Annotated in this window: 19 protein-coding genes and 1 pseudogene; 9 read left to right on the top strand and 11 right to left on the bottom strand. The window is 69.2% G+C overall.

Translation table 11 applies throughout. The features are described from left to right. Window positions 1-6: 6 nt before the first annotated feature. Together solA and K0H49_RS28870 are read right to left on the bottom strand one after the other, a co-directional pair. On the bottom strand, window positions 7-1,236 hold the full coding sequence (gene solA, locus K0H49_RS28865; protein WP_219220089.1) for an N-methyl-L-tryptophan oxidase: 1,230 nt from the start codon (window positions 1,234-1,236) through the stop codon (window positions 7-9). Then, window positions 1,233-2,204 carry an aliphatic sulfonate ABC transporter substrate-binding protein gene (locus K0H49_RS28870; protein ID WP_219220091.1) on the bottom strand — a complete coding sequence of 324 codons (972 nt, stop codon included), beginning with the start codon at window positions 2,202-2,204 and terminating at the stop codon, window positions 1,233-1,235. The genes solA and K0H49_RS28870 overlap by 4 nt, the downstream gene beginning before the upstream one ends. 200 nt (window positions 2,205-2,404) lie before the next feature. Between K0H49_RS28870 and K0H49_RS28875 the strand changes: the two genes are divergently transcribed. The 4 genes from K0H49_RS28875 to K0H49_RS28890 all read left to right on the top strand — a co-directional run bounded on the left by K0H49_RS28875 (window position 2,405) and on the right by K0H49_RS28890 (window position 5,389). After that, window positions 2,405-3,235 (top strand): transporter substrate-binding domain-containing protein, encoded by an 831-nt coding sequence (locus tag K0H49_RS28875; RefSeq protein ID WP_219220094.1) that lies wholly within the window; start codon window positions 2,405-2,407, stop codon window positions 3,233-3,235. Window positions 3,236-3,240: 5 nt separating this feature from the next. After that, window positions 3,241-3,879, top strand: a complete 639-nt coding sequence (locus K0H49_RS28880; protein WP_219220096.1) for a cysteine dioxygenase family protein — start codon at window positions 3,241-3,243, stop codon at window positions 3,877-3,879. Window positions 3,880-3,950: 71 nt separating this feature from the next. Further along, the gene (locus K0H49_RS28885) at window positions 3,951-4,691 is read left to right on the top strand and encodes an amino acid ABC transporter permease (RefSeq protein WP_219220409.1); all 741 of its coding nucleotides are present in this window, start codon (window positions 3,951-3,953) and stop codon (window positions 4,689-4,691) included. Next, window positions 4,688-5,389 carry an amino acid ABC transporter permease gene (locus K0H49_RS28890; protein WP_219220098.1) on the top strand — a complete coding sequence of 234 codons (702 nt, stop codon included), beginning with the start codon at window positions 4,688-4,690 and terminating at the stop codon, window positions 5,387-5,389. The genes K0H49_RS28885 and K0H49_RS28890 overlap by 4 nt, the downstream gene beginning before the upstream one ends. Before the next feature lie 6 nt (window positions 5,390-5,395). Here K0H49_RS28890 and K0H49_RS28895 read toward each other — a convergent pair whose 3' ends face one another. The 6 genes from K0H49_RS28895 to K0H49_RS28920 form a co-directional block, all read right to left on the bottom strand. After that, window positions 5,396-6,391: an isopenicillin N synthase family dioxygenase gene (locus K0H49_RS28895; protein ID WP_219220100.1), complete on the bottom strand. Its 996-nt coding sequence runs from the start codon at window positions 6,389-6,391 to the stop codon at window positions 5,396-5,398. Further along, window positions 6,388-7,122: an amino acid ABC transporter ATP-binding protein gene (locus K0H49_RS28900; RefSeq protein WP_219220102.1), complete on the bottom strand. Its 735-nt coding sequence runs from the start codon at window positions 7,120-7,122 to the stop codon at window positions 6,388-6,390. Before K0H49_RS28900 ends, K0H49_RS28895 begins: the two co-directional genes overlap by 4 nt. Further along, a complete protein-coding gene (locus K0H49_RS28905) occupies window positions 7,119-7,838 on the bottom strand; it encodes an amino acid ABC transporter permease (protein WP_219220104.1) in 720 nt (239 codons plus the stop codon). The genes K0H49_RS28900 and K0H49_RS28905 overlap by 4 nt, the downstream gene beginning before the upstream one ends. Further along, window positions 7,835-8,530 (bottom strand): amino acid ABC transporter permease, encoded by a 696-nt coding sequence (locus K0H49_RS28910; RefSeq protein WP_219220107.1) that lies wholly within the window; start codon window positions 8,528-8,530, stop codon window positions 7,835-7,837. The genes K0H49_RS28905 and K0H49_RS28910 overlap by 4 nt, the downstream gene beginning before the upstream one ends. 88 nt (window positions 8,531-8,618) lie before the next feature. After that, window positions 8,619-9,446: an ABC transporter substrate-binding protein gene (locus K0H49_RS28915; protein ID WP_257625274.1), complete on the bottom strand. Its 828-nt coding sequence runs from the start codon at window positions 9,444-9,446 to the stop codon at window positions 8,619-8,621. 2 nt (window positions 9,447-9,448) lie between these two features. Further along, window positions 9,449-10,276, bottom strand: coding sequence for an ABC transporter substrate-binding protein (locus K0H49_RS28920; RefSeq protein WP_219220110.1), 828 nt, complete (start codon window positions 10,274-10,276; stop codon window positions 9,449-9,451). A 271-nt stretch (window positions 10,277-10,547) separates the two neighbouring features. Here K0H49_RS28920 and K0H49_RS28925 point away from each other — a divergent pair, with 271 nt between their 5' ends. Both K0H49_RS28925 and K0H49_RS28930 read left to right on the top strand, forming a co-directional pair. Beyond that, complete coding sequence (locus K0H49_RS28925; protein ID WP_219220113.1) at window positions 10,548-12,572, top strand: putative bifunctional diguanylate cyclase/phosphodiesterase; 2,025 nt, start codon at window positions 10,548-10,550, stop codon at window positions 12,570-12,572. A gap of 184 nt (window positions 12,573-12,756) precedes the next feature. Beyond that, complete coding sequence (locus K0H49_RS28930) at window positions 12,757-13,485, top strand: hypothetical protein (protein WP_219220114.1); 729 nt, start codon at window positions 12,757-12,759, stop codon at window positions 13,483-13,485. Window positions 13,486-13,667: 182 nt separating this feature from the next. Here K0H49_RS28930 and K0H49_RS28935 read toward each other — a convergent pair whose 3' ends face one another. Then, window positions 13,668-15,686, bottom strand: a complete 2,019-nt coding sequence (locus K0H49_RS28935; RefSeq protein ID WP_219220116.1) for a sensor histidine kinase — start codon at window positions 15,684-15,686, stop codon at window positions 13,668-13,670. A 221-nt stretch (window positions 15,687-15,907) separates the two neighbouring features. On the opposite strand from K0H49_RS28935, the gene trhA reads away from it, so the two are divergent. Then, window positions 15,908-16,522 carry a PAQR family membrane homeostasis protein TrhA gene (gene trhA, locus K0H49_RS28940; RefSeq protein ID WP_219220118.1) on the top strand — a complete coding sequence of 205 codons (615 nt, stop codon included), beginning with the start codon at window positions 15,908-15,910 and terminating at the stop codon, window positions 16,520-16,522. A gap of 22 nt (window positions 16,523-16,544) precedes the next feature. Here trhA and K0H49_RS28945 read toward each other — a convergent pair whose 3' ends face one another. Both K0H49_RS28945 and K0H49_RS28950 read right to left on the bottom strand, forming a co-directional pair. Then, a complete protein-coding gene (locus K0H49_RS28945; protein WP_219220120.1) occupies window positions 16,545-17,579 on the bottom strand; it encodes an NAD(P)H-dependent flavin oxidoreductase in 1,035 nt (344 codons plus the stop codon). Beyond that, the gene (locus tag K0H49_RS28950) at window positions 17,576-18,067 is read right to left on the bottom strand and encodes a dihydrofolate reductase (RefSeq protein WP_219220122.1); all 492 of its coding nucleotides are present in this window, start codon (window positions 18,065-18,067) and stop codon (window positions 17,576-17,578) included. The genes K0H49_RS28945 and K0H49_RS28950 overlap by 4 nt, the downstream gene beginning before the upstream one ends. Before the next feature lie 870 nt (window positions 18,068-18,937). Between K0H49_RS28950 and K0H49_RS28955 the strand changes: the two genes are divergently transcribed. Together K0H49_RS28955 and K0H49_RS31005 are read left to right on the top strand one after the other, a co-directional pair. Continuing rightward, on the top strand, window positions 18,938-19,510 hold the full coding sequence (locus tag K0H49_RS28955; protein ID WP_219220123.1) for an ESPR domain-containing protein: 573 nt from the start codon (window positions 18,938-18,940) through the stop codon (window positions 19,508-19,510). After that, window positions 19,507-19,659 (top strand): annotated as a pseudogene (locus K0H49_RS31005) (hypothetical protein); the annotation flags it as partial. The gene K0H49_RS28955 and the pseudogene K0H49_RS31005, both read left to right, overlap by 4 nt. Window positions 19,660-19,662: the final 3 nt, after the last annotated feature.

A 19,662-nucleotide genomic window follows, 5' to 3' on the forward strand; every position in this document is an offset into this window, starting at 1 on the left:
CGTACTCTACGCCGACCCTCGCTCGCCTGCAGGATGGCGCGAAAAAGGCGTGAGATCGATCCCGCCCGCACGTCCCAGCACCTGGTCGGCGATGGCGTCGCCCACACCCGCCGAGTGCTTGAAGCCGTGGCCCGAGCAGGCCGAGGCGATCAGCACGCCGGGCGCGCCGTCGAGCGCATCGATCACGAAGTGGCGGTCGGGCGTCACGGTGTACATGCAGGCGCGCGCCTTGAGCAGGCGGCCGTCGATCTGCGGGAAGCGGCCGGCCACGCGGCTTGCGTACATCGCGGCGCCTTCCTCGGCGCTGACCTCGCGCTGCAGTGCGTCGGGCGAGGTGGTGGCCGCGTACTGCTCGGTCGCGACCTTGAGCGCAGCCTGCGAAGGGTCGGACGACGGAAAGCCGTACATGTAGTCCTCCTGTGCGTCGCCGAACATCCAGATGAAGATGGGCAGCCTGCCCGGCGCGAAGTCGGGCGCGGCCGTGCCGGTGTCGAACCAGTACATCACCTGCCGGTAGACGGCGAAATCGGCATGCCAGTCGGCGCGCGCCTGCCGGCCCAGGAACTCCGGCAGCCACGGGCCGGCGGCGATCACCACGCGGTCGGCGGTGAAGCGCGTGCCTGCGATCTGCACCGCGGTGGTGTCGCCGTTGCCCAGCGGCTCGACGGCCTGCACGCGCTCGCCGGTGCGCAGCGTGGCGCCCAGCCCGCGCGCGGCCTCGAGCTGCGCCGCGATGGCCTGCTCGGGCCGCACGAAGCCGGCCTCGGGTTCGAAATAGCCGAGCTCGTCGCCCTGCAGCGCGAACTGCGGGTAGCGCGCGCGGATGCCCGCGGCATCGAGCACCTCGTGGCGGATGTCGAAGCGCTCGGCACACGCGATGGTCCGGCGCACGAAGTCGGGCTTGCCGTGGTGCGCGGCGATGCGGTCGCGCGGGGCGAGGATCAGGCCGCCGGTCTGCTCGAAGATCGCGCGGCCGGTGCTGGCCTCGAGTTCGCGCCAGATGGCATGCGAGCGCTGAACCAGCGGCACGTAGGCGTCGCCTTCGCCGATGGCCAGCCGCGTGATGCGCGACTCGCCATGCGAGGAGCCCTGGTCGTGCGGCGGTGCGTGCTGGTCGATGCCCAGCACGCGCGCGCCGCGCAGCGCCAACTGGTAGAGCGTGGCCGCGCCGATGGCGCCGAGGCCGACGACGATGACGTCGTAGTGGCTGCCGTTCGGGTTCTTCGCGCTGCTCACAGGATCGGCAGGTTCAGGAAGGCGTCCTTCACCTCGATCGGTTTCGGGATCAGCTTGAGCTGCGCGAACACGTCGGCCAGGCCCTGCTGCTCGCGCGCGATCTCGGGCGTGAGCGCGACCACGCCGTACTGCCGGCGCTCGGTCGCCAGGGCCAGCACCTTGGGCTCGACCTTGAGCTGCGGCGCGAGCGTGTCCACCACCTGCTTCGGGTTGGCCTGCGCCCAGGTGTTGGCCTTGCGCAGTTCGGCGAACACGGTCTTGAGCGTCTCCTGGTTGGCGCGCGCGTAGCCAGGCTGCGCGAAGTGGTAGGTGCGGTTGCCGCTCAGGCCGGTGCCGTCGAACAGCAGGCGCGAATCGGTCGCGATCTGCGCGCCGGCCAGAAACGGGTCCCACAGGCCGATGGCCGCCACGCTGCCCGACTGGTAGGCGGCCACGGTGTCGGAGGCGGTGAGGATGTAGACCGGTTCGATGTCCTCGTAGCTCAGGCCCGCGGCCTGCAGCGCCTTGATCAGCACGTACTGCGTGTTGTAGCCGCGGCCAGTAACCACCTTCTTGCCCTTGAGGTCGCGCACCGTGCGGATCGGCGAATCCTTGGGCACCAGGAAGCCCACGCCGCCGGGGTAAGGGCTCTCGGCCGCGAGGTAGACCAGGCCCTTGCCGCTGGCCTGCTGGAACACGCCGATGCCGTCGGAGGCATGGCCGAAGTCGATGGCATTGGCCGACAGCGCTTCCGCCAGCTGGCTGCCGCCGAGGAACTCGCGCCACTCGACCTGGATGCCCGCGGGCGCCAGCGCCGTCTCGAGCTGGCCCGTGCCCTTGAGGATGTTGAGCGTGTTGAACTTCTGGTAGCCGATGCGGATCACCTTGGCGGGTGCCTGGGCGAACAGCGGGCCGGCCGCGAGGGCGGCGGCGGCACCGGCGCCGGCTTGCAGGAGGGCACGGCGGCGCAGCGGGGGAATCGAATGCATGAGAGGGTCCTGGTGCACCGCGAGGGCGCTCGTTGGCGAAAAGGGGGACAAGCGTAGGCGGCCCCTCGCCGCCACGCCACGACGCATTTCTCATTTGCTCATGCCTGAAGTGTGGGCACATAAGCAAGCAAAAAACGCTTCGTTGCCGCGCTGCAGGGGCCTGCCTAGAGTCGCCTCTTTCCAACAAGGACGGAGGACGCATGAAGCGCCAACAATTCATCCTCGGCGGCCTCGCGCTGCTGGGCACGCTGGCCTTCCCGGCCGGCGCCTGGGCCGACAAGCTCGACGACATCCGCAAGGCCGGCGTGCTGCGCGTGGCGGCCTTCGACGGCAATCCGCCCTTCGGCTACATCGACGCCACGAGCAAGAAGCAGGTCGGCCACGACATCGACCTGGCCAACGAATTCGCCAGGAGCCTGGGCGTGAAGATCGAGTTCGTGCCGACCAATCCGGCCAACCGCATTCCGTTGCTGACCTCCGGCAAGGTCGACGTGGTGTTCGCCAGCTTCACCATCACCGACGAGCGCGCCAAGGTGGTGGACTTCACCACGCCGTACTTCCTGGTCGGCCAGCAGTTCCTCGCGAAGAAGGGCGTGCTCACCGACGCGGCCCAGCTCAAGGACCTGCGCATCGGCACCGAGAAGGGCACGACGATGGAGACCAACCTGCGCACCAACTACCCCGATGCCAAGGTCGTGCTGTACGACGATTCACCCTTCGCGCTGGCCGCGCTGCGCAACGGCAACGTGCAGGCCATCACCAACGACGGCGTGAAGCTCACGGCGCAGTGGGGCCAGTTGCCCGACAAGGAAAAGTACGAGATCCCGGCGATCACCGTGTCGAAGGAATACCTGGGCGCGGCCGTGCCCAAGGGCGAGACGCGTTTGCTCGAATCGCTCAACAGCTGGCTCACCGAGATCGAGAAGAACGGCCGTGCCGTGGCCATCTACAACGCCTGGTTCGGCCCCGACAGCAAGGCGCCGCTGCCGCGTCTGTTGAAGATCGGCGACCAACGCGTCGCGTCGCGCTGAACCGGATGAGGGCATCGGTCATCGAGGGCGACATCGCCGAAGTCAGGACGCGCGCGGTCGCACGCACGATGACCGTGGTGCAGGCCTGGGTCGGCACCGACGTCGACCCGCCGGCTCCGGTGCTCGCGCGCGTCGGCGCCTTGCTGTCCCAGCTGGCCGCGGAGCCCGCGCTGTTTCCCGATGCGCATTTCCCAGCGCCGACCGAGGCCGCCGGCGAGACGCTCTACCTGCTGGCCGAATCGGCCGACCGCGGGCATGCGCTCTACCTGTGGCGGCCTGCGCCGGGCTTTCGCACGGTGCCGCACGACCATTCGACCTGGGCGGTGGTGGCGGGCATCGAAGGCGAGGAGCCGAATGTCCTGTGGCGCCGCACCGGTGGCGGCGAAGGCCCGGGCCCGGCCACGCTCGAACCCACCGGGGCGCGGCGCATCGGGCCGGGCGCGCACATCGCCTTCGGCCCGCACGACATCCACAGCGTGGCGATCGAGGGCGAGCGTGCGATCAAGCACCTGCATCTCTATGGCCGCAGCCTGACGAAGCTGCCCGAGCGGCTGGACTTCGACACGGCGGCGGGCCGTTGCGTCACGCAGCCGGCGCAGCCGAAGGTGCTGGCGCCCGTCTCGTCCGACGCCGCCTTCGCGTGAACGCGTTCGAGAGCGCGCGCGAGCAGCTGCTCGCGCCGAAATACCTCGGCTGGCTGCTCGATGGCTGGCTCATGACCATCGGCGCATCGCTGCTGGTGATCGTCGCCTCGACCGCGCTGGGCCTGGTCTTCGCCGCCGCGCGCAGCAGCCCACGGGCCGGCCTGCGCCGGGCCACCGCGGTCTATGTCTCGCTGTTTCGCAACACGCCGCTGCTGGTCCAACTCTTCTTCTGGTATTTCGGTGCGCCCTCGCTCTTGCCCGACGCGGCGCGCGAATGGCTCAACGCCGGGCACCACGTGAGCGTGGCTGGCCTGCGCCTGCACTGGCCGTCCTTCGAGTTCCTCACCGCCATCGTCGGGCTGGTGCTCTATGCCACGGCCTACGTGGGCGAGGAGATCCGCGCCGGCATCCGCGGCGTGCCGGCCGCGCAGCTGCATGCGGGCATGGCCATGGGCTTCAGCGCGGCGCAGGTGCAGCGCCACGTCGTGTTGCCGCAGGCGGTGCGCATCGCGCTCGCGCCGCTGTTCGGCCAGTACATGAACATCGTGAAGAACACCTCGCTGGCGATGGCGGTCGGGCTGGTCGAGCTCTCGTACACCTCGCGCCAGGTCGAGGCCGACACCTTCAAGACCTTCCAGGCCTTCGGTTTCGCGACGCTGTTCTACATCGCGACCATCGCGCTGCTCGAGTGGCTGAGCGCGCGGGCGGTGAAGTGGTCGGTGCCGGGCGCGCGCGCCGTGGCCCCGCGGGGCGCGCCGGATCGCGCCAAGCCGGCGCTCACCGCAGCGCGCGGCACGGAGGCCGTGAAATGAGCGGCGCCGTCGCGACCCTGCTCGACAACCTGCCGTACCTGCTCTGGGGCGCCTGGCCCGACGGGCCGCTTGGCGGCGCGGCGCTGACCGTGCTGCTGAGCGCGGGCTCCGCGGTGGCGTCGGCGGTGCTGGGATTGCTCTTCGGCGTGGCCCTGGCCATGAGCCGCGGCGCCGCGCATCGCCTGCTGGTCGCGGTGCTGGGCTTCTTCCGCGCGATCCCGGTGCTGATGCTGATCTTCTGGACCTACTTCCTGCTGCCCATCGCGCTGGGCATCGACGTGCCGGGCGTGCTGTCGGTGATGTGCGCGCTCTCGCTGGTCGGCGGCGCCTACCTGTCGCACGCGGTGCATGCGGGCATCCGCGGCGTGCCCGCGGGGCAGTGGAACGCGGCGCTGTCGCTGGGCATGGGGCGCTGGCGCGCGCTGCGCCACATCGTGCTGCCGCAGGCGCTGCGCATGATGCTGCCCTCGTTCATCAACCAGTGGGTCACGCTGGTCAAGGACAGTTCGCTGGCCTACATCGTGGGCGTGGCCGAACTCTCTTTCGTGGCGACGCAGGTCAACGCACGCACCATGGTCTACCCGGCCGAGCTGTTCATGCTGGTGGGCGCGATCTACTGGCTGCTGTGCACCGCGCTCGAGCGCGGCGTGTGGGCGCTGGTGCCGCGCGATCCGCAGCGCGGCGGACGCGCCGGCTGACCCTGTTCAGAGCACCTGCTGCACCAGCTGCGGGAACACCTTCGAGACCTTCTGCAGCAGGTAGTCGCCGTAGCGGCCGTTGAAGGCGTGCACGTTGGCCTGGTCCCAGCGCGTGGCGCTGTCGTCGACGACAGCGGGCACGGGCAGGCCCTCGATCTTCTGCACGCGAGCCTCGAAGTTCGGGTCGAAGAACAGCGGGAAGGACAAGCGGTCGCGCCCCGAGGTGTTGCGCACCACGCGGTGCGGCGTCGAGCGGTAGAGGCCGCCGGTCATGTGGTCGAGCATGTCGCCGATGTTGATCACGAAGGCGTCGGGCACGGGCGTCGCATCGATCCAGCCCTGGGCGGTGCGCACCTGCAGGCCGCCGATGTCGTCCTGGCGCAGCACGGTGAGCAGGCCGTAGTCGGTGTGCTCGCCCACGCCCCATTCGACGTTGGAGCCCTCGGGGATCGGCTGCGTCGGGTAGTTGAACAGCCGGAACAGGATCAGCGGGTCGGCCGTGTAGCGCGCCTGGAAGTAGTCGGCCTCCAGCCCCAGGCTCAGCGCGATGCCTTCCATGAGCCGATGGCCCAGCTGCGTCACGGCCGCCATGTAGTCGAGCAGCGTCTGCTTGAAACCCTCGACCTCCGGGAACAGGTTGGGCCCGTGCACCGGCAGGCGGGCCTGCACGCGCGGATCGTCCTCGCCCAGTTCGCTGCCCAGGTACAGCCCTTCCTTCCAGTCGGGCCGGCCCGAGGTCAGCTCGCCGCCCAGCGGGAAGTAGCCGCGCCATGCCGCCCCGCCGAGTTCCATGCGCCAGCGCAGCTTGGTCGGCTCGTCGAGCGCGAAGAAGGCGCGGCTCAGGGTTTCGAGGCGCTGCGTGAGGGCCGGGGCGATGCCGTGGCCGACCACGTAGAAGAAGCCGTGCGCGCGGCAGGCCTCGCCGATCTGCGCGGCGGCGGTGTGGCGGTCCGGCGTGCCGGCGACGAGGGCGGAAACGTCGATGAGGGGGAGGGTGGTCATTTGAACGGCGAACGGATGTCGGACAGGAATTGCGCGGCGCGCGGATGCTGCGGGCGGTTGAAGAAATCGTCGGGCGTGGCGCGTTCGAGCACGCGGCCTTCGTCCATGAACAGCACGCGGTCGGCGACCTCGCGCGCGAAGCCCATCTCGTGCGTGACGCAGACCATCGTCATGCCCTCGCGCGCCAGGTCGCGCATCACGATCAGCACCTCGCCGACCATCTCGGGGTCGAGCGCGCTGGTGGGCTCGTCGAACAGCATCAGCGGCGGCTCCATGGCCAGCGCCCGCGCGATCGCCACGCGCTGCTGCTGGCCGCCCGAGAGTTCGCTGGGCCAGGCCTGGGCCTTGTTCGCCAGCCCGACCTTCTCGAGCAGCGCGAGCGCGCGTTCCTGCGCCGCGGCCGCGCTCAGGCCCAGCAGGTGCGAGGGCGCGAGGGTGCAGTTCTGCAGCACCGTGAGGTGCGGGAACAGGTTGAACTGCTGGAACACGAAGCCGATGCGCGAGCGGAAGGCGTTGACGTCAGTGCCGCTCGCGTGGATGTCCTTGCCGTCGACCACGATGCGGCCCGACTGGATCGGCTCGAGCCGGTTGAGCGTGCGGATCAGCGTCGACTTGCCCGAGCCCGAGGGGCCGCAGACCACCACCACCTCGCCTTGCGGGATGGTCTCGGTGACGTCGACCAGCGCGTGGTAGTTGCCGTACCACTTGTTGACTTGCTGCAGTTCGATCATGCGGAGATTTTCGTTGTCTTCTTCGAGGCGAGGGCGGGTGCGCGGCGGGTCTGGCGCCGTTCCAGCCAGTAGGCGAAGCGCGAGAGGCCGAAGCACAGGATGAAGTAGGTCAGGCCCAGGATGCCGTAGACCTCGGCCGGCCGGGTGAAGACCTGGGTGTTGATCTGCGTGGCGATGAAGGACACCTCGGCCAGCCCGATGATGTAGCCCAGCGAGGTCTCCTTGATGGTCGAGACGAACTGGTTCACCAGCGAGGGCAGCATGCTGCGCAGCGCCTGCGGCAGCACCACCAGCCGCATCGCGCGGCCGTAACCCAGGCCGAGCGCGCGCGCGCATTCCATCTGGCCCTTGGGCAGGCTCTGGATCCCGGCGCGCACGATCTCGGCCAGGTAGACCGCATCGAACACCACCAGCGCGATCAGCATGGTGGTGAACTGGTCGGTCTTGACGCCGGTGACGCTGGGCAGGAAGAAGTAGGCCCAGAAGATCACCATCAGCAGCGGGATGCCGCGCACCACGAAGACCAGCGCCGTGACCGGCCAGCGCAGCCAGCGGTAGGGGCTCACACGCGCCAGGCCCAGGACGATGCCCAGCGGCAGTGCCAGCACCAGGCCCAGCGCCGCGAGGATCACGGTGAGCGCCAGCCCGCCGAGTGGACCGTTGGGGTACTGGCCAACCAGGAAATAGAGCCAGTAGGTGTCGATGAGTTCGATCATGCGGTGCGCACCGGAAAGCGGTGGTGGTACCAGGCCGCAAGCCCCGTGATGCCCAGCGAAACCGAGAGGTAGGCGAGGGTGGCGAAGGCGAAGGACTCGGAACTGCGGAAGGTCTCGCTCTCGACCTGGCCAGCCTGGTACATGAGCTCGGCCGCGCCGATCACGGTGGCGATCGAGGTGTTCTTCCAGAGGTTGAGCGTCTGCGAGATCAACGGCGGCACGGTCACGCGCAGCGCCTGCGGCAGGATCACCCGGCGCATGGTTGCGAGGAAGCCGAAGCCCAGCGCGCGGCCGGCTTCCATCTGCACCGTCGGGATCGCGCGGATGCCGCTGCGGATGTCCTCGGCCATGAAGGCCGCGGTGTAGAGCGACAGCGCGATCACCGCGCTGATGGCCTCGACCGGCCCGGCATAGAGCTTCTCGCGGAGGCCCTCGGGCAGCAGCTCGGGGGCGCCGAAATACCAGAACAGCATGTGGGCGATCAGCGGCACGTTGCGGATCGCCTCGACGTAGGCGAAGCCGATGGCGCGCAGCCACGCGAGCGGCGACAGCCGCAGCAGCGCGACCAAGAGCGCGATGGGCAGCGCGCACAGCAGCGCCGCCACCATCAGCTGCAGCGACAGCAGCAGGCCGGCCAGCAGCATCTCGTGGTACTTGCCCGTCAGCAGCAGGGCGTAGTCGAAGGTGGGCATGGAAGGAAGCAAAAAGGCGAGGGCGAACGCGAAAGCGCCCGCGGGTGAGCGCGGGCGCCATCGTACCCACCGCCCGCGGGCGGTGTGTTCAGCTTGCGTCTTGGGTGAACTTGAAGGGGCGCGTCTCGAACTGATGGCGCGTGCCCGGGCCGTACCACTTGAAGAAGATCTTCTCGGCCTGGCCGCTCTTCTCGAGTTCGCGCAGCGTGTCGTCGACCGCGGTCTTGAGCGCGGGCTCGCCCTTCTTGAGGCCGACCGCGACGGTGGTGGTGCTCACGTTCTGCGCCAACAGCTCGTAGTTCTTGCCCGCAGGGCCGAGCTTGGCGATGGCATCGATCAGCGCGGCCTCGTCGTCGACATAGCCGGCGCCCTTGCCTTGCTGCAGCGCCTGGAAGGCCTGCGGCGCGTTCTCGAAGGTCACGACCTCGACGGTCGGCACCGCCTTGCGGATGTTGGCTTCCTGGGTGCCGCCCTTGACGGTGACCACGCGCTGGCCCGCGAGCTGCGGCAGCGTCTTGACCTCGCTGCCCTTCTTGACCAGCACCTTCTGGCCGGTGACGAAGGTCGGCAGCGAGAAGTCGATCTGCGTCTCGCGCTCGGGCGTGCGCGCCAGCGCGGCGGCCAGCACGTCGACATGGCCCTGCTGCAGTTCGGGGATGCGCGCGGCGACCGCGAGCTGCTTGAAGACCGGCTTGACGCCGAGCTTGCGCGCGAGTTCGCGGCCCAGGTCGACCTCGTAGCCGACCAGTTCGCGGGTCTTGGGGTCGATGAAGCTGTAGGGCTCGGCGGTGCCGAGCACGCCCACCACGAGCTCGCCCTTCTTCTGGATGTCGGCGAGCTGGTCGGCCTGCGCCGCCAGCGCGGCCAACGAGAAGGCGGCCGCCGCGGCGAGCGGCAGGAATCGGGAGCGCTTCATGTTCATTCCGCGATCTTGTCGCTGTCGAGCTTGAAGTCGCGGGTCTGGAAGCCCGAGGCCGTGTTCGGCCCGTACCACTTGAAGAAGATCTTCTGGGCTTCGCCCGAGGTCTCGAGTTCGCGCAGCGCGCCGTCGACCACGGCCTTGAGGCCGGTCTCGCCCTTCTTGATGCCGATGGCCAGCGCCTCGGTGCTGAGGTTCTGCTTGAGCACCACGTACTGCGCCTTTTGCGTGCCGAGCTTGGCGTAGCTGCGCAGCAGCGCGGCCTCGTCGTCGACATAGCCTACGCCCTTGCCCTGCTGCAGCGCCTGGAAGGCCTGCTGGCTGGTGTCGAAGGTCACGACCTCGACATTGGGCACGGCCTTGCGGATGTTGGGTTCCTGCGTGCCGCCGCGGATGGTCAGCACCTTCTTGCCCGCGAGTTGCGTCACCTCGGTGATGCCGCTGCTCTTCTTGACGATGGCCTTCTGGCCGGTCACGAAGGTGGTGAGCGAGAAGTCGATCTGCGCTTCGCGCTCCTTGTTGTGCGTGAGGCCGGCCGCGACCAGGTCGACGTGGCCCTGCTGCAGTTCGGGAATGCGCGCGGCCACGGCGATCTGCTTGAGCACCGTCTTCACGCCGATCTTCTTGGCGATGGCGTTGGCCAGGTCGACCTCGTAGCCCACGATCTGCCGGGTCTTGGGGTCGATGAAGGTGGCCGGTTCGTCGGTGCCGAGCACGCCGACGACGAGCTCGCCCTTCTTCTGGATGTCGGCCAGCTGGTCGGCATGGGCCAGGCCGGCCAGCCCGAAGGTGGCGGCGAGGAGCGAGGCGATGAGGCGGATGCGCATGTTCTTGTTCTCCGGGAAGCGTTTGGCGTTCGGCGGTTGCCGTTTCTGGGTCCGACCGGCGATGTGCCGGCCTCTCTCCCGGCCGAGAGACTAAACAGGGTGGGTGGATTTGGGAACAACCGTTTCGGCATATCCAAATTCCGCATGCCCCCGGGGGAGCGGGCGCGTTCGGCGCCGATTTGTACCATTATGTAAACTGCTCGCCTATTCCGACGCCACCGGACGCGCCTGCGGGGCGCCCTCCGCGGGGCGCGCCCCGTATTCCCTCGCCATGAACCTCCGCGTGTCCCCTCCAGCGCCCGTCGCGCCCGTCGATGCCGAGGTCCTCTCACGCATGGTGCGCACCGACCAGCTGGTCATGGTGCGACGCAGCGTGCTGGCGGCCATTCCGATCAACATCGCGCTGAGCCTGGCGGTGATGCTGGTGGCCCTCAACTCCGGGCGCGCGATGGGCGGCATGCTGTGGCTGATGCTTTCGCTGGGGGTGAATGCGGCGCGCATCTTCATCTGCCGGATGCCCTTCGCGCCATCGCCCGGCGTCACACCCGAACGCGGCGTCGCGGTCTCGGCGGACGCGCGGCCGGTCGAGTGGCACCTGCGGCTGGCGGCCCTCTGCGCCGCGGTGTCGGGCGGGGTCTGGGCGTTGATCCCGCTGCTGTGCGCGGGCTATACCTCGCCGCAGACCCTGTTCTATCTGACGGTGGTCTGCGGCATCTGCGCCGGCGCGGCCACCTACGGCATCGCCTATGCGGCGGTGCCGATCAGCTTCGTGATCCCGGCGCTGCTGTCGGTCATGGGCTGCCTGGTCTACGCGGGCGGCTTCGACCGGCTGAGCCTGGCGGCCATGGTGCTGCTGTACCTGGGCGCGCTGGCGCGCGGTTCGCTGCAGAGCCAGAAGGCGTTTCGGGCCGGCAGCCGCCTGAAGAACGAAGCCACGGCCATGGCGTCGCAGTTGCGCGAGGCGCATCGGGAGCTTCAGGCTTCGGCGCAGGAGCTGACCCGCCGTGCGTCGTACGACGCGCTCACGGGGCTGCTCAACCGCGAGGGCTTCATGCAGGCCACGGCCTCCTTCATCGCGGCCCGGCCCGGCCGTGCGCATTGCCTGCTGCTGCTCGATCTCGACGGCTTCAAGGCGGTCAACGATGCCTTCGGCCACAAGGCCGGCGACCGCGTGCTGCGGGACGTGACCGACTGGCTGCAGCGCGAGCTGTGGTCGCTGAACGCGATCCTCAGCCGTTGGGGCGGCGACGAATTCGCGGTGCTCTACTGCCCGCGCGGCGATGCCGAGACGCCCGCCGCCGTGGCCGAGGCGCTGATCGCCGCGATCCCCTTCGCCACCGCGCACTACGGCGGCCACCTGGGCGTGAGCATCGGCATCGCGGTCTCCGATGGTACGGGCGCCGTGGACATGGCCGAGACCCTCGACCTGGCGGACGAAGCGCTCTACGAGGCCAAGCGCGCCGGACGCAACCGCTACCAGATCGTCGACGAGGCGCTGAACCTGCGGCTGGCCACGCGCCGCGATGTCGAGCGCGACCTGCTGCACGCGATCGAGACGCGCGCCATCGGCGTCTGGTACCAGCCGATCGTGACCAGCGAAGGCGGCCAGATCCACAGCCTGGAGGCGCTGCTGCGCTGGAACCACCCGCGGCACGGCCGCGTCGCGCCCGAGCGCGTGGTCTTCGCGGCCGCCAGCACCGGTGTCGCCGAGCAGCTGCTGCGCCACATCCTCAACGAAGTCTGCCTGGCGATGCACCAGCTGGAGGCCGAGGGCTCGGCGCTGGCCCGGGTGCCGATCGCGATGAACGTGTCGCCGCGCGAGATGGGGCAGTTGGCGGTCGACGAGATCGTGCTGGGCATGCTGGCGGCGCACGAGATCGCGCCGAGCCGCCTGCACATCGAGATCACCGAGGAGGTCGCGCTCGACAGCCATGCGACCCGCGCCCGGCTGGCCGCGCTCTCGGCCGCCGGCGTGACGATCGTGGTCGACGATTTCGGTGTCGGCTATTCGTCGCTGGCCTCGCTGCGCAGCGAATACGTCGGGCAAGTGAAGATCGACCGCAGCTTCGTCTCGGGCCTGTCGGCCTCGCCCGGCAACACGGTGCTGGTCAATTCGATCGTGCAACTCGGCCATTCGCTGAACATCCAGGTCGTCGCCGAGGGCGTGGAAACGCATGACGAACTCGACGCACTGCGCGCGCTGGGCTGCACTCTGGCGCAGGGCTACCACTTCGCCCGGCCCGCGCCGCTGCCCGAGATCGCCGCGTGGGCGCTTCAGCGGCAGTCGATGGCCTGAGGCGCGTCGCCGCCGACGGCCGGGCACGGGAATCCGGGGCCCTGAGGTGGCTGTGACGGATGTCACGCTTACCGGCGTTTTCTGTTTTCGCTCCTTTGGCCGCAGCAGCAGGCGTTTGCGGCGCCGAGCCCATTCGCCAGAGGGGCGGTGAGCCGACGCAATGTCGCGGCCGTCATGAATGGTCATGAATGGTCATGAAGTCGCCATGACGCCCATGGGGCCGGCCATAAGAATGACTTGCCCGATCGTCTTCGACGGCGGCAGTCCCGTGCGCTTCGAGAGCTTTCCAGCCCACCGCCATGAACTGCGCCGCGGTGGCGATGGACTGGTTCCTCCCGATGTTGACTGCACGCATGATCTCAATCCGCTTTTCACAGATGGCCGGCGACCCCGCTGGCGCACCCGCTGGCCGCCAGGCAATCCGGCGGGCGCCGGGGCTGAGCGGCACCGGGGCGTGACGACGATGTCCGCCCGCCCCGAATTTCCGAAGCCTGCCTGCGCGGGCGTGCTCGCGCGCGACGAGCTCCTGCGTCGCCGCTACTGCGCGATGGCGGAGGATGCGGGCTACGAGGCACAGCCCTTCGCCAGTGTCGACGACCTCGTCTCGGCCTGCCTGGCCAGCGCCAAGCGCTTCGATCTGCTGGTGATGGCCTTCCCGGGCGATGTGTCCAGGGTCGTGCTCGGGCTGGAACGGGTCTGCCGGATGATCTCCAACTCGGTGGCGGGCCTGCTGATCCTCGAAGAGCGGCAGATCGACGCCGTGCACCAGGTCCGCTGGGTGCTGCCGCGGGACTTCATCCTGGCGCCCTTCGACGACGAGGAGTTCCGGCTGCGCCTGGCGCGCTGCAGGCCTGCGGCCGAACGACCCGAGATGCGACGCGTGGCGTTGTCGACGGATATCGCTCTGCGCTGACGTTTTCGCCGGCCCTGACGGTGCGCAGGCGCGTTTCTCCGATCGGGGGCCCGCGGTGCCGGCACCGGTGGAAAAGCGGGGCCGTTCGCCGCTGTTGGGCAAACGCTGAGGCACGCAAGACGCCGTCGTGGCGCGTAGGCTGATTCGCGTCGTTCGAAGAATGCCGGCACGAAGGCGTCGGCTCAGAGGCGTGCGGCGCTCGGCGCCAACGGCAGCGTCAGCCGGAACACCGAGCCCTGCGGCCCGCTGGCCGCCAACACCACCTCGCCGCCGTGCCGGCGGGCGATCTCGCGCACCAGGTAGAGCCCCAGGCCCGAGCCGCTCGTGGCGAGCGCGGTCCGGCCGCGGTAGAACTTGTCGAAGATCCGGTCCTGCTCGGGCTGCGCAATGCCGGGGCCCTGGTCGCGCACCTCGGCCCAGGCCATGCCGTCGTGTGCGGACAGCGTCACCGTCACGTCCCGGTCCGCGGGCGAGTATTTCAACGCGTTCTGCGCCAGGTTCTGCAAGGCCACCGCGAGCAGCGAGCGGTCGGCGCGCACGTGCAGCGTCTGCGCCGGGGCCTCGAGGTGCAGCCGGTCCTCGGACTGCCGGCCCGGCATCTCGAGCGTTTCCTGCGCCAGGGCCCGCAGGTCGACCGTCTCGGGGTTCAGCCCCATGTCCGGCGCCTGCATCCGGTCCTCGGTGAGGAAGTTCTCGATCAGGTCCGACAGCCGCGCCACCGCGCGGCGGATCTTGGTGGTGCGCAACTGGATCGGGGGCACGCTGGCCACCAGGTCGATCGAGCCCGCGGCGGCATCGATCACCGCCAGCGGCGTGCGGAATTCGTGCGAGGCCATGGCCACGAACTGGCGCTGCTGCGCCACGGCCTTGCGCTCGGTTTCCAGCGCGCTCTGCAGGCCGAGCTCGGCTTGACGCCGGCGCGCCACCTCGTCCACCAGCTGGGCATTGCTCTGTGCGAGTTCCTGCGTGCGCAATCGGACCTTGTGCTCCAGCTCGCGCTCGGCGCGCAAGGCATCGTCCAGCGCACGCTGGCGGATCCCGTGCAGTTCCCGTTCGGTGCGTCGGGTGCGTTCGATCACCATGATCGTCAGCAGCAGCATGAAGAGGATGCGCAAGGCCAGCCAGGCCAGGCCCGGTCCTTCACCGTGGTTCGGCGTGAACCAGCCGAGCCACAGCACCCGTGCCAGGATCGTGACCAGTGCGGGCACCAGCATCACGGCCGCCGGCAGCCACAGCTGGCGCTGGCCGCGCGCTGCGAGCAGCCAGGCGACGACGCCGATGCCGCCAGCGGCCCAGGCGCACGTCAGCAGGGCCATGGCGTACTCGACCCGCTCGAAGTGGCCCGACACGGCCGCGACCATCGCCAGCGCGTTGACCCACAGCACGGCATGGCACACCAGGGCGAACCCCGGCGCGTGGCGCCGAAACTCGAACAGCCGCAGCACGAACAGCGCCGTCGTCGCCTGGAAGAAATACTGCGCCGTGCCCTGCAGGTCGGTGTCGAGCCCGGTCTCCACGCCGCTCAGCCATGGGGCCAGCTGGCAGACATGCAGCAGCGTGGCCGCGAACATCAACAAGGCGAACCGCAGGTGCAGTTCGTCCTTGAGCCAGCGCCAGAGGATCAGGTTGATCATCAGCAGCGTCAGCGCCACGCCCAGGCTCACGCTCAGGTAGAGCCCGAGCTTGCGCTGCTGGAAGTCGAAGCCCGAGGCCTGCAGCAGCGAGAGATGGCCGGCGGTGCTCAGGCCGTCGAGCCGCAGGTAGTAGGTCGTGGGCTCGGTCTGCAGTGCCAGCGCGAACATGAGTTCGGTGCTGGCGAAGCGCCAGTTCAGCGGGTACTCGCGGCCGCTGCGGCCGACCATCGGCTCGGCAGGTCCGGCGCGCGCGTACAGCGTGACCTCGCCCGGCTGTGCGAGCCGCAGGTGCAGCATCCAGTCCGCGGGCGCATCGGGCGTGCGCGACAGGCTGAAGCGCAGCCAGCACACCGACCCGCCGCGGCAGTCCAGCGCCTGCTTGGCCGGCACACGCTCGAAGGCCGCGTCGCGGGCACCGGACAGCACCTGCGCTTCGCTCGCCGGGCCTGCAGGGGCGCGCAACACCTGCAGCGTGGCATCGAGGGGAAAGGCGCCGGCCAGCCCCTGCGAGGCATCGACGACGAAGGCGCGCGCGGGCAGGCCGCAGCCCAGCCAGAGCAGCAGCACGCAGAAGACAGCAGGAAGCCACCGGGGAGGCGTCGGGGGCAGGCGATAGGCGTCGATGGAAATTCCCCCGGGGGCGGGTGGTCGGGACTCACGCGATTTTCACATCTGAGCGCGACGCGACCCCGTCATGCGGCGGACATCCGCGAACGCCAGACTTGCAGCCTGCATCGGGCGGCCCGCCGTGGGCCGCGTCCGATGCGCAGTCCCGAAAGGACATGCCCATGCACGAAGGCGAACGGCTCAACACCTGCACGCACGCGCTCGGCCTGCTGCTGGCGCTGGGCGCGGCGGTGGTGCTGGTCGGCGAGGCCGCGGCCTCGGACGATGCCTGGCGGGTGGCGAGCTTCAGCGTGTTCGCCGCCGCGATGGTGGCGCTCTACACCGCGTCGACGCTGTTCCACGGCACGCGCGGCCGCGCCAAGGCGGCCTGGGCCCGCGCCGACCATTGCGCGATCTACCTGATGATCGCCGGCACCTACACGCCGCTGGCGCTGGTCGCGCTGCGCGGCGTTTGGGGCTGGGGCCTGTTCGCCGCGGTCTGGGCCGCGGCGCTGTACGGCGTGGCGCGCGAACTGCTGCCGCCGCGCGAGCGGCCGCCGGCGGTCGCGCTCTATGTGCTGATGGGCTGGGTCGGCCTCGCGGCCGTGCTGCCCATCGTCGAGCGCTTTCCCGCCGCCGGCCTGCCGTGGCTGCTGGCCGGCGCCTTGCTCTACACCGGTGGCGTGCTCTTCTATGCGCGCGACGGCCGCTGGCGCCATGCGCATGGGGTCTGGCACCTGTTCGTGCTGGGCGGCAGCGCGAGCCACTGCATCGCGCTGCGCTCGCTGCTGGCCTGAGGTGTGGGCTGCGGTCCGGCGCTCAGAGGCCGGCCAGGCGGCGCGTCATCTCGGCGGCCGCAATCGCGCGGCAGCCGCTCGCGTTCTGGCCCGACCACAGCGTGGAGAAGTCGTCGCGGCCCCGCTTCTCGGCCGCGGCCTTGAGCGGCGCGAGCGCTGCCGTGGCCAGCGGGAAGGCGGGCGGCGCATCGCTGAGCGGCCCCAGCGCATCGAGCAGGCGGTTGCGCATGCCGCGCGCCGGCCGGCCGGTGATCAGGTTGGTCAGCACCGTGTGCTCGGCCCGCCGGCTCTGCAGGGCGGCGCGGTGCAGCGCGGTGGTCGTGGCTTCGGGGCACAGCATGTAGCTGGTGCCGACCTGCACGCCGGCCGCGCCCAGCGCCATGGCCGCGGCCACGCCCTGCGCGTCGGCGATGCCGCCGGCCGCGATCACCGGCAGCTTCACCGCCTGCACGACCTGCGGCAGCAGCGCGAAGGTGCCGATCTGCGTGGAGAGGTCGTCGCCGAGGAAGATGCCGCGGTGGCCGCCGGCCTCCAGGCCCTGCGCGATCACCGCGTCGGCGCCGTGCGCCTCGAGCCAGCGCGCTTCTTCCACCGTGGTGGCCGACGACAGCACCTTGGCGCCCCAGCCCTTGACGCGCGCCATCAGCGCGGCCGAGGGCAGGCCGAAATGGAAGCTCACGACCGGCGGACGGAAGGGCGCGATCAGCTCGGCGATGGCCTCGCTGAAGGGCGCGCGCCCGCCGCCCTCGGGGATGGTGGCGGGGTCGATGCCGTACTCGGCGTAGAAGGGCGCGAGCGCCGCGCGCCACCGGGCTTCGCGCGCGGCATCGGGCACGGGCGGCGTGTGGCAGAAGAAGTTGAGGTTCCAGGGACGCGTGGTCTGCGCCGTGATCGCCTGCAGTTCGCTGCGCAACGTCTCTGGCGTGAGCATGGCGCAGGGCAGAGAACCCAGTCCACCGGCGTTCGACACCGCCACCGCCATGGCGCTGCCCTGCACGCCCGCCATCGGGGCCTGGACGATCGGCAGGTCGATGCCGAAGAGCTCGCGGATGTTCATGCGTCGCTCCTTTCGAGCGTCACGAAGCTGAAGGGCAGACCGGTGCTCGACACATGGCTTTCGCGTGCGCTCTCGCGCCAGCCGGCGCCCAGCGAGGGCGCGTGCGCATCGCCCTCGAAGTCGCGTGCGATCTCGGTCACCACGGCGCGCTGCGCCAACGCCGCGGCGTCGGCATAGATCTGCGCGCCGCCGATCACCCACACCTCGGCCGCGTCCGCGGACAGCGCGATCGCCTGGCCCAGGTCGGCCGCTCGCTCGGCGCCCGCGGCCTGCCAGCCGGTCTGGCGCGTCAGCACGATGTTGCGCCGACCCGGCAGGGGACGGAACTTCGGCGGCAGCGAATCCCAGGTCTTGCGGCCCATCAGCACCGGGCAACCGGCCGTCATGCGCTTGAAGTGCGCCATGTCCTCCGGCAGGTGCCAGGGCAGGGCGTTGTCCTTGCCGATCACGCCGTTGGCGGCGCGTGCATAGATCAGGTTGAGGCGCATGGGCGGAGGGCTGAAGGTGGGAGCGTTGGGGAGGCCCGCGGCGCTGCATCGGCAGGGCGGTCCGCGAACGTGGGAGGACGGGTGTGCGCCTGGATTATCCCCGTCGGCCGGCGTGCGGGGGCGCCAGCGCGCCGGAGCGCGGCCCCTGCCCGATGCCATGGCCTGGGCTCCGGGAGCGCGTGTTTTCAATGAATTAAACCCTTTCGTTTTAATTGAATTGAAATTAAGTCATTGGTGCTTGGATCGGTAAAGGCCTGGGGTGCCGTTCTTTTTTACGTTTATGCCTCTCGTGCCAATGACGGGGGAGTCCGCCCCGTTGCGTTGCGCTGTGCTGAAAAGTTCATCAGTTTTAAGAAAAATGGGTGCGAATCGCTGCACAAGGATATTCAAATATTGGGGGCCTAATGCCGTATGGCGCCAAGGTCATGAATCGGCGGTTGGCTTTATTTTCAGGTGGCGGCGGCCTGTCCCTCAGCCGGTGCGCGCACCGGTTCGGCAGGCCGGGGCCGCGCGCGCGGTACTGGGTAGAGGGGCCGCCTTCAAAGCGATATTTCCCTCTGAAAGAGGCGAAAAAAACACACGATCCGGCGCGCATCGGACCCGGCGTGCCGAGGCTCGGAAGAGTGGGCCGAGCCTCCATTCCAAGGTGTCCCCAATGCGTGCTCCGCGGCGTGCATTTGCGCATGCGTGTGCGCACCTTTCATATTCACTGTTCCCTAAATTCATGTTCTGGAAAGTTCCCCTCCACTAAAGTTCGCAGTCAAACCTTTTTGAAAATTCGTTGACGAATGTGGGGCTCAAGCTTCTTTGTCAATCTATTGGTTTAAAGATATTCACTGCTGGATTTGATTAATCTTCGAGGGACATGAAATGAACAAGTCATACAAGACCATCTGGAACGAGTCGCTGGGCGCTTGGGTCGCTGCCTCCGAGCTGGCGACCGGTCGAAGCAAATCCAGCCGGAGCCGAAAGGCCACCCGGGCGGTGCTGGCGGCGGGCATCCTGCTGCAGGCGGGGGTGATGGCGCCCTCGGTGGCGGTGGCGGGGGAGTTGGACGGTGGCACCGTCGCCAGCAAGAACCAGCAGCTGGCCTATGGTCCCGATTCGGAGGTCCTTGGCATCGGCCCGGGGGTCGCCATCGGCAGCAATGCCTCGGTTTTTGCGAACAATGCCATTGCCATTGGTTTCAATGTGCGCGCCAACTCGGCTGCATCCATCGTGATGGGGAACGACCTCACCCTGGACAGGGAGTCGGGTGGTTCAGCTGTCTTTCGGCCCGGCGGGGCGGCGCCCTCGACCCTCTCGCCGGTCACCAAGTCGCAGGACAGCTTCGTCTTCATCAACGGGCGCAACACGGTCACCAACAGTTCGCAGGGGGTGGCGATTGCCGGGACGCTCACCAATGCAGGGGGGGGGTCGCCATTGGGGAGGAAACCCTGGTGACGCAGGTTGGTGGGATTGCCATCGGTCAAACTGCGCAAGCGCAGGGATTGTGGTCCATCGGCTTGGGCCGTGACTCCCTGGCATCGAAAGCGCAAGCTGTAGCGCTTGGACCCCAGAGCACGGCTTCTGGCGCACAGAGCGTGGCCGTCGGG

Origin of the sequence: Variovorax boronicumulans (assembly GCF_019352895.1) — a bacterium.
GTDB lineage: Bacteria > Pseudomonadota > Gammaproteobacteria > Burkholderiales > Burkholderiaceae_C > Variovorax > Variovorax boronicumulans_A.